This window comes from Paracoccus haeundaensis (genome assembly GCF_006239215.1).
Taxonomy (GTDB): domain Bacteria; phylum Pseudomonadota; class Alphaproteobacteria; order Rhodobacterales; family Rhodobacteraceae; genus Paracoccus; species Paracoccus marcusii.
This window is the reverse complement of the sequence record NZ_VDDC01000068.1, coordinates 1-6,629: the sequence shown is the minus strand read 5'-3', so window position 1 is coordinate 6,629 and position 6,629 is coordinate 1. Positions and strand designations below refer to the sequence as shown.

Annotated in this window: 9 protein-coding genes and 1 pseudogene; 6 read left to right on the top strand and 4 right to left on the bottom strand. The window is 61.7% G+C overall.

Annotation, left to right across the window (positions count from 1 at the left end; all coding sequences use genetic code 11):
- Positions 1-295: hypothetical protein (locus FHD67_RS20780; protein WP_218062364.1), on the top strand; the 295-nt coding region annotated here is incomplete at its 5' end.
- Between the two features lie 131 nt (positions 296-426).
- Here FHD67_RS20780 and FHD67_RS19545 read toward each other — a convergent pair.
- Both FHD67_RS19545 and FHD67_RS19540 read right to left on the bottom strand, forming a co-directional pair.
- Positions 427-615 (bottom strand): multicopper oxidase domain-containing protein, encoded by a 189-nt coding sequence (locus FHD67_RS19545; protein ID WP_035746442.1) that lies wholly within the window; start codon positions 613-615, stop codon positions 427-429.
- On the bottom strand, positions 612-956 hold the full coding sequence (locus FHD67_RS19540) for an ArsR/SmtB family transcription factor (RefSeq protein ID WP_054522777.1): 345 nt from the start codon (positions 954-956) through the stop codon (positions 612-614). The genes FHD67_RS19545 and FHD67_RS19540 overlap by 4 nt, the downstream gene beginning before the upstream one ends.
- Positions 957-1,012: 56 nt before the next feature.
- Between FHD67_RS19540 and FHD67_RS19535 the strand changes: the two genes are divergently transcribed.
- From FHD67_RS19535 to FHD67_RS19515, 5 genes and pseudogenes are all read left to right on the top strand, one after another.
- Positions 1,013-1,867, top strand: coding sequence for a cation efflux transmembrane domain-containing protein (locus FHD67_RS19535; RefSeq protein ID WP_036708216.1), 855 nt, complete (start codon positions 1,013-1,015; stop codon positions 1,865-1,867).
- Positions 1,864-2,364 (top strand): signal peptidase II, encoded by a 501-nt coding sequence (gene lspA / locus FHD67_RS19530; protein WP_009807499.1) that lies wholly within the window; start codon positions 1,864-1,866, stop codon positions 2,362-2,364. The genes FHD67_RS19535 and lspA overlap by 4 nt, the downstream gene beginning before the upstream one ends.
- A pseudogene (locus FHD67_RS19525) lies at positions 2,357-2,752 on the top strand (heavy metal translocating P-type ATPase); the annotation flags it as partial. The gene lspA and the pseudogene FHD67_RS19525, both read left to right, overlap by 8 nt.
- 11 nt (positions 2,753-2,763) lie before the next feature.
- Entirely contained in the window at positions 2,764-3,231 is a 468-nt protein-coding gene (locus FHD67_RS19520; protein ID WP_121634690.1) for a DUF411 domain-containing protein, read from the top strand.
- 614 nt (positions 3,232-3,845) lie between these two features.
- Complete coding sequence (locus FHD67_RS19515) at positions 3,846-4,643, top strand: substrate-binding domain-containing protein (RefSeq protein WP_127897501.1); 798 nt, start codon at positions 3,846-3,848, stop codon at positions 4,641-4,643.
- 211 nt (positions 4,644-4,854) lie between these two features.
- Here FHD67_RS19515 and sorU read toward each other — a convergent pair whose 3' ends face one another.
- Together sorU and sorT are read right to left on the bottom strand one after the other, a co-directional pair.
- Entirely contained in the window at positions 4,855-5,193 is a 339-nt protein-coding gene (sorU, locus tag FHD67_RS19510; RefSeq protein ID WP_042250314.1) for a SorU family sulfite dehydrogenase c-type cytochrome subunit, read from the bottom strand.
- Between the two features lie 52 nt (positions 5,194-5,245).
- On the bottom strand, positions 5,246-6,430 hold the full coding sequence (gene sorT, locus FHD67_RS19505) for a SorT family sulfite dehydrogenase catalytic subunit (RefSeq protein ID WP_218062363.1): 1,185 nt from the start codon (positions 6,428-6,430) through the stop codon (positions 5,246-5,248).
- Between the last annotated feature and the right edge of the window lie 199 nt (positions 6,431-6,629).

The window sequence follows — 6,629 nt, the reverse complement described above, 5'->3', positions numbered from 1 at the left end:
GCCCCGCGCGTGGGAGGAACCGGATTTCTCCGTGGAGGCTGACGCGCAGCGGCACCAGAGCCCGTGTTCGGATCGCCAGCCGGATGGCAGGCGGAAAAAAGAAATGAAAGATCGTCAGCTGTGCCAGAGCGAAGCGGAGGCGCGGCTGTCTCCTGGATCAGCGATCGCGGTGCCCGCGATCACCATATCCCTGAAAAGCAGCCTCTCGACTGCCAGGCAGCATCGACGTGAAGAGCCCTTTTTGACGAATGCTGCCGAGCGACTGGACGGCCGCTTCGGCGGACCCGCAGCTTAGCGAGGTGTTCTCCGTTCGGGTCTAGACATACTCCGTAATGCGTTTCAACAAGGCGACACCGGCACCTGATAGAACGCCGCAAGAAGACGTAAGCTCTTGACGACGCCCGGTGTCGAGCGGGTGGGGTCCTGTTATGTGACCGTAAACTGCCCCATCATGCCCGCATCCTCGTGTTCGAGGATGTGGCAGTGATACATGAATGGTGTCTCTTCCGAAGCCAGCTTGTCGAACCTCAGCAGGATTCCGGTCGGACCCTGCACACGGACAACATCTTTCCAACCGATCTGCGCCGAGTCGACCGGCCGTCCGTTCTGACTCACGCCTCACGATAATTGTCACACGCCTCAACACCCTTTGCGACCACGTCGAGAAGTGCGTCCACATCGTTCAGAAGGACCGTGATGCGCGGGTTGCTGATACGGTAACGGATGAAGCGCCCTTCGCGGTCGCTGGCGACAAGCCCGCAGTCCAGCAGGCACCTCAGATGGTTGGAGACGTTGGGTTGCGATAGTTCGGTCCGCTCGACGAGCTCGTGAACGGCCAATGGCTCGTTGCAAAGTGCACCGAGGATGGCCAGGCGGCTCGGGTCCGCGAAGCCGCGGAACAGCTTCGCCCGTCGCTCGATGGTTGCGCTCTTGCGGTCATCGACCAATTGCGCCATATCACTCCTCGCTGATATGTTGTTCTTCGATTCATCCTAGCAGGAATAGCGCGACCATGGCCAACACCGAAAATGCCGGATCGACGGCAGATGTCCCGCCCGTCCGTTACCGGGTTTCCGGTATGGATTGCGCCAAGGATGCCGCGCAGATCGAGCGGGCGGCACAGGCAGCCGGGGTCGCGCCCGGCGATGTGAAAGTGTCGGCCGCGACGCACATCATGACACTGACTGCACCCGAAGTGCGCCTGCCGGACATCGAAAAGGCAGTCGCGGTGACAGGCTATGGCTTCGACCGGATCGAGGGCGATGAAGACATTCCGCCGAATCCCGCCCATCAGGACCCGGCCTACCGCCGTGCCCTCTGGATCGTCGTGATCCTGAACGTGGGATACGGGGTCCTCGAAATGATCGGCGGTTTCATTTCCGGATCGCAGGCCGTGAAGGCCGATGCGCTCGATTTCATCGGCGACGGCGCGATCACCTTCCTTGGCCTGCTGGCCATCGGCTGGAGCCTCGCCTGGCGGGCACGGTCGGCCTTGATCCAAGGCATCTTCCTCGGCCTGCTCGGCCTTGGCGTCCTCGGCACGACCATCGTGCGAGTCTTCGAACGGACGACGCCGGATGCAGGTCTAATGGGCCTGCTTGGCATGATCGCCCTTGTCGTCAACGTCATCTCCGTTCTGCCGCTGCTGCGGTTCCGCAAGGGCGACGCGAACATGCGGGCCGTCTGGCTATTCTCGCGCAACGACGCCATCGGCAATGCGGCGGTTGTCGTTGCCGCCGGTCTCGTGGCGTGGCTGGGCAGCGCCTGGCCGGACCTCATCGTCGCCTTCGGCATCGCCGGACTGTTCCTGCACTCGTCTTGGGCAATCATCCGCGATGCGCGGGCCGATCTGAAGGCAGCGGCATGAACAGCCGCGTTCTGGGCGGGCTCTGCGCGATCGCGGCGTTCGGCCTCGATCAGGGTACCAAGGCGCTTGCGCTGAACACACCGGCGCTTGAGCGCGGCGTCGAGGTTCTACCCTTTCTCAATCTCGTGCGGGTTCTGAACGATGGAGTCAGCTTCGGTATGCTGGGCGGGATCGTGCCTTGGTGGGGTCTCATCGCGCTTGCTGGCGTGATCGTGGCATGGCTGCTGATCTGGTTGTGGCGCGCGCCGGACAGGCTGACGGCTGCCGCTCTCGGTCTGATCATCGGCGGCGCGCTCGGCAATGTCCTCGACCGGCTGCGTTATCAGGCCGTCCCGGATTTTCTGGATTTCCATTACGGAACATACCACTGGCCGTCCTTCAATCTTGCGGATGTGGCGATTTTCTGCGGTGCGGCCCTGCTGTTCTGGGACAGCTTCCGCTCGGCGCAGAACAAGCCCGAACGTAACCACCGAGAAGAAAACGTTACGGGGAAATAATCGATGTCCAGCATTCCATCCGCAAAGGGCATCGACAGCACGCTTGGGCTCGGGCACCGACGTGGCGCTCGAGACGGCCGACGCGGCGATCCTGCGCAACCGTGTGACCGATGTGCCGGGCAAGATCCGCCTCTCCCGTGCGACCATTTCGAACATCCGCCAGAACATCGCGATTGCGCTCGGCCTCAAGGCGATATTCCTCGTGACTACCGTGCTCGGGATCACCGGCCTTTGGATCGCAATCCTCGCGGATACCGGTGCCACCTTGCTGGTGACGATGAACGCCCTGCGGCTGCTGTTCTTCCGTCCTACCGGCACGCCTGAACCTGCGGGTCACGTCGATCTGACCGCTGAGACACGCCCCGATCGCGCCGCCGCAAAGACCTGAAAGGAACCCTGATGACCCTCACCCGCCGCGCCGTGATGGCCTCCGCCGCTTGCTTCGCCGCGACGGCACCGACCGCCGGACTGTCTCAAAGCTCTCCCGCGATCCACGTTCTGAAAGACCCGAACTGTGGCTGCTGCACAGCTTGGATCGAGATCCTCAAAGAGAACGGATTTAAGGTCACCACCGAGCGCAGCTTCGGCACCCTCCTGATCCGGCACAAGCTCGAGAACGGCATCCCCCAGAACATGACCTCCTGCCACACCGGCGAAATCGAGGGCTACATGATCGAAGGACACGTGCCGACGGCCGACATTCGACGGCTGCTATCCGAGCGCCCCGATGCCGTCGGTCTCGCCGTGCCTGGGATGCCTTACGGATCACCGGGCATGGGGCCAGAGGATGAGCGGGAAGCCTACGACGTGTTCCTGATCCTCGGAGATGGCAGGACGGAAATCTTCTCCAGCTACGAGGCTGCCTGACGGCGCCGATCTCAGGATCGCTGTGGGGCCACTGCACAAACCTCACACCGCGCAGTCGCAGCGAAAGTCAGGAAAGTCCCGCATAGCGGACCCTGGATCATAGGATCGATCCGTCTGCTTTCGGGACCTTTCGGCCATTGAGTGCGCCTACGCTAAGACCGTTCGCAATTGCAGCATCAGCGACGTGCTGGGCGGAAAGCCGCCGCTAAAGATTCCTGATATTTACAGGTCTAGAGTCCGGAAGCAGCCGCTCGTCATCCCATATTCTTATCAAAGCGCGGCCACTCACACACACCTACTCGAACGCCGCTACGAATTCGGCGACGATGGCCTTTTCGCGCTGCTGGCACGCCGGCTCTCAGGCGTTACGTCGACACAGGGCGATGTCAGCTGCGCAGCGGATGCGTTCCTGCGCGCCAGCGTCAGCGCTGACCTTTTGATCGAATTGACTAGTCAGCATTTATCACGCGTCAGCCGTGCCCCACACGCAAGAGTGACGTAGAAATGGCAGAAAACGGCGAAGCCGTTCGGGCGTTTACGCCAGCTGCAGCGTTCTAGACGTCACATGGCGTCGGCATCAGGCCGACGCGATCCTGTTCGACCGGAGTGCCTTGATGAAAATGACATCCCTTCTGGCCATAAGCCTGTCTCTGACCACCCCCGCCCTTGCCCAGGACGCAGCCACAGAAGCGCCCGCGATCGCGCGTGAGGCTGGCGACGGCGTTGTGCGTCTTTATGGTGCGGGCGGGCCGCATAGCGCGCTGCAGAAGGTCGCCGATGTCTGGCAGGCCGAAACGGGCACCGAGGTTGCTATCACCTTCGGACCAGAACCCACATGGTCCGATCAGGCGCAGGCCGATGCCGACATCATCTGGGGGACGTCCGAGCAGTCGATGACTGCGTTTCTGGAAACCTACACCTCGTTCTCGTCAGATCAGGTTCAGCCGATCTACCTGCGTCCCGCAATCATCGCGGTGAAGGCCGGCAACCCCAAGGGCATCACCGGCTTCGACGATCTTCTGGCCGACGGCGTCAAGATCGTCGTGACCGAGGGCGCCGGCGTCGGCAACACATCGGGCACCGGAGTCTGGGAGGATATCGCAGGGCGAACGGGCAATCTGGACGATGTCGTGGGCATGCGCCGCAACATCGTGGCGTTCGAGCACGGGTCGGGCGCCAGCTTCAAGGCGTTCACCGATCTGGACGCGGATGCCTGGATCACCTGGCCCGACTGGACCGCGCGCAATCCCGACGTGATCGAGGCCGTGTCGCTGTCCGAGGACCGCGCGATCTGGCGCGACCTGAACGTCGCCATCGCGCCGGATGCTGACCCGGAGGCGCAGGCCTTTCTGGACTTTCTGGTTACGGACGAGGCGCAGGCGCTGATGGAAACCGAAGGCTGGACCCGCTGAAGGGGTCCACGATCCAGCATCTCTAAAGCATGAGGTCTGACCTGACCGCAGATCTGTCCAACGCAATGCGATTGAATGCTGAACCCTCATCGTCAGCCTGAAGTCCCGGCTTGAACGGCGATGGAATGAGCAAGACGCTAAACGTAACCCCCCGCCTGCAAGCGGGGGGTTTTTCGTTCAGTTCCGTCGTGGAGAAGAGCCATCGATCATCTCAGGGCTCGACGTTGTCTGCCTTGGTCGCGCTTGCGACATAGTGGGACAGAGCGTCCAACTCCTCGTCCGTCAGGCTGTCATACGGCGTCATCGGTCCGACGCCGTTCACCAACGCCCGCATGACGCGGTCATAATCGGGACGCATGGTGTCGAGGTTCGGCCCGATCTCTCCCATTGTCTCGGCATCGGCCAGGGTATGGCAGATCGAGCAGGACGGCTCTGCCCCTTGTGTGAAAAGTGCCTTGCCCATGTCGATCCGGGCAGAGTCTGTTTCAGCTACAGCCATACCTGACAAGGATGAAAGCAAAATGGCCGCGGCACTCAGTGTCTTGTTCATGTGTTTTCCGTTGATCTGAGGGGTGTCCGGCACGAACCGCCAGCCGCGTGTGTCATGCCACTTCGATTTCGATGCCGGGCGCGCGCCACCCATTATGGTTGTATCCGGGGTCGTTGGGCTCAGTCTGCTCAGGCTGCTGGTTTCCGTCCGCATCCGTGGCCCGGCTGACCAGCCGATACATGCCGGGCTGCAGATCCATCTGTGCCACAAAGGGACGCCACGCAAATTTCCCGAGATCAGGTCCGATGAACTCTGCTGTGCTCCACGTCTGGCCATCATCCGCAGATACTTCGACTGATGCGACGTTGGTAGTTCCGCCGAACGCCACACCCGTGACCTGAACGCGACCAGCCTGGGTCGCATCCAACGGGCCGGTGATCCAGGATTTGACCGACATCTGCCAGACCGACGGATGGTCCGGACCGCCTTCTTCACCCACAGGCTGCAACCGATAGCGCGTCTGCTGGATCAGCGCTGGCGACTGCTCCGCGGTCATGGCGACCTTGGTGACGTATTTAACGCTGTTGACGCCCGTAAACCCGGGGACGACCATGCGCAGCGGACCGCCATGGGCCAGGGAAATCGGCTCCCCATTCAGCTCCCACGCCAGCAAGATATCATCGAGCGCATCCAAGGGCACCGACCGCTCGACGAGCAATGTCAGCGGATCAAGTCCTTCGGGAAGCGTCTCTCCACCCGTGCCGGTCACGTATTCCATCCCCTCCGCAACTCCCCCCAGAGCGTCAACCACGACTCTCAAGGGCACACCCGTCCACATGACGCAGCCAGCAGCACCAACCTGCCAAGGTGTGCCGGACGGCTCGTGCTCAAAATAGGCACGGCCGTTCCCGGAGCATTGCAGGACCATGGCAACAGTCGTGATCCCCATTGTCTTCAGTTCGGCCAGCGTCAGGCTCCGAGGCTCTGCCACGCCGTCGATGCTGACTTCCCATGCATCGCGATCGTCAAGAATGGAAGCAGGAGGCGGTGCCACATTGTTGCGGACATACAGCCTGTCCTCAGGCGTAAACGCAGAGGTTCCAAACGCAGACCGCTCCATCTCGATCGTGCTGTTGGAGTGCACGATCAGTGCATCGGCGTCTTTCCAACTGACATAGTCAGGCAGGGCCGTCACACTTTCCTGAGCTTGCACACGGACACCGCTGGCCATCACGGACAAGATGGCACCACTTCCGGCCAGCAGGCTTCGACGGCCTATCTTGAAATCACCCATCATCGCTGAGCCTCCTCCCAAAGGTTTTGATCTTACTTTTGAGCCTAGCATGAAAAGAGGTTGGCGTGTCCACGGCCTCCTTTTGCGCGCCGCGTTATCAGAGCCGCTTCACGGGTGTCTATCCCGGCGATGTTGCGCAAATCAGCCCCGAGCATGACTGCCCCCTTTCCCGCCATTCTTCAGCGGACGGCTTCGATCTCGG

Bases quoted from the DNA above. Each gene is read 5' to 3' on its own strand.
- lspA (WP_009807499.1), top strand. From the start codon at position 1,864: ATGAACAGCCGCGTTCTGGGCGGGCTCTGCGCGATCGCGGCGTTCGGC.
- sorU (WP_042250314.1), bottom strand. From the start codon at position 5,193: ATGAACAAGACACTGAGTGCCGCGGCCATTTTGCTTTCATCCTTGTCA.
- FHD67_RS19520 (WP_121634690.1), top strand. From the start codon at position 2,764: ATGACCCTCACCCGCCGCGCCGTGATGGCCTCCGCCGCTTGCTTCGCC.
- FHD67_RS19540 (WP_054522777.1), bottom strand. From the start codon at position 956: ATGGCGCAATTGGTCGATGACCGCAAGAGCGCAACCATCGAGCGACGG.
- FHD67_RS19515 (WP_127897501.1), top strand. From the start codon at position 3,846: ATGAAAATGACATCCCTTCTGGCCATAAGCCTGTCTCTGACCACCCCC.
- sorT (WP_218062363.1), bottom strand. From the start codon at position 6,430: ATGATGGGTGATTTCAAGATAGGCCGTCGAAGCCTGCTGGCCGGAAGT.
- FHD67_RS19535 (WP_036708216.1), top strand. From the start codon at position 1,013: ATGGCCAACACCGAAAATGCCGGATCGACGGCAGATGTCCCGCCCGTC.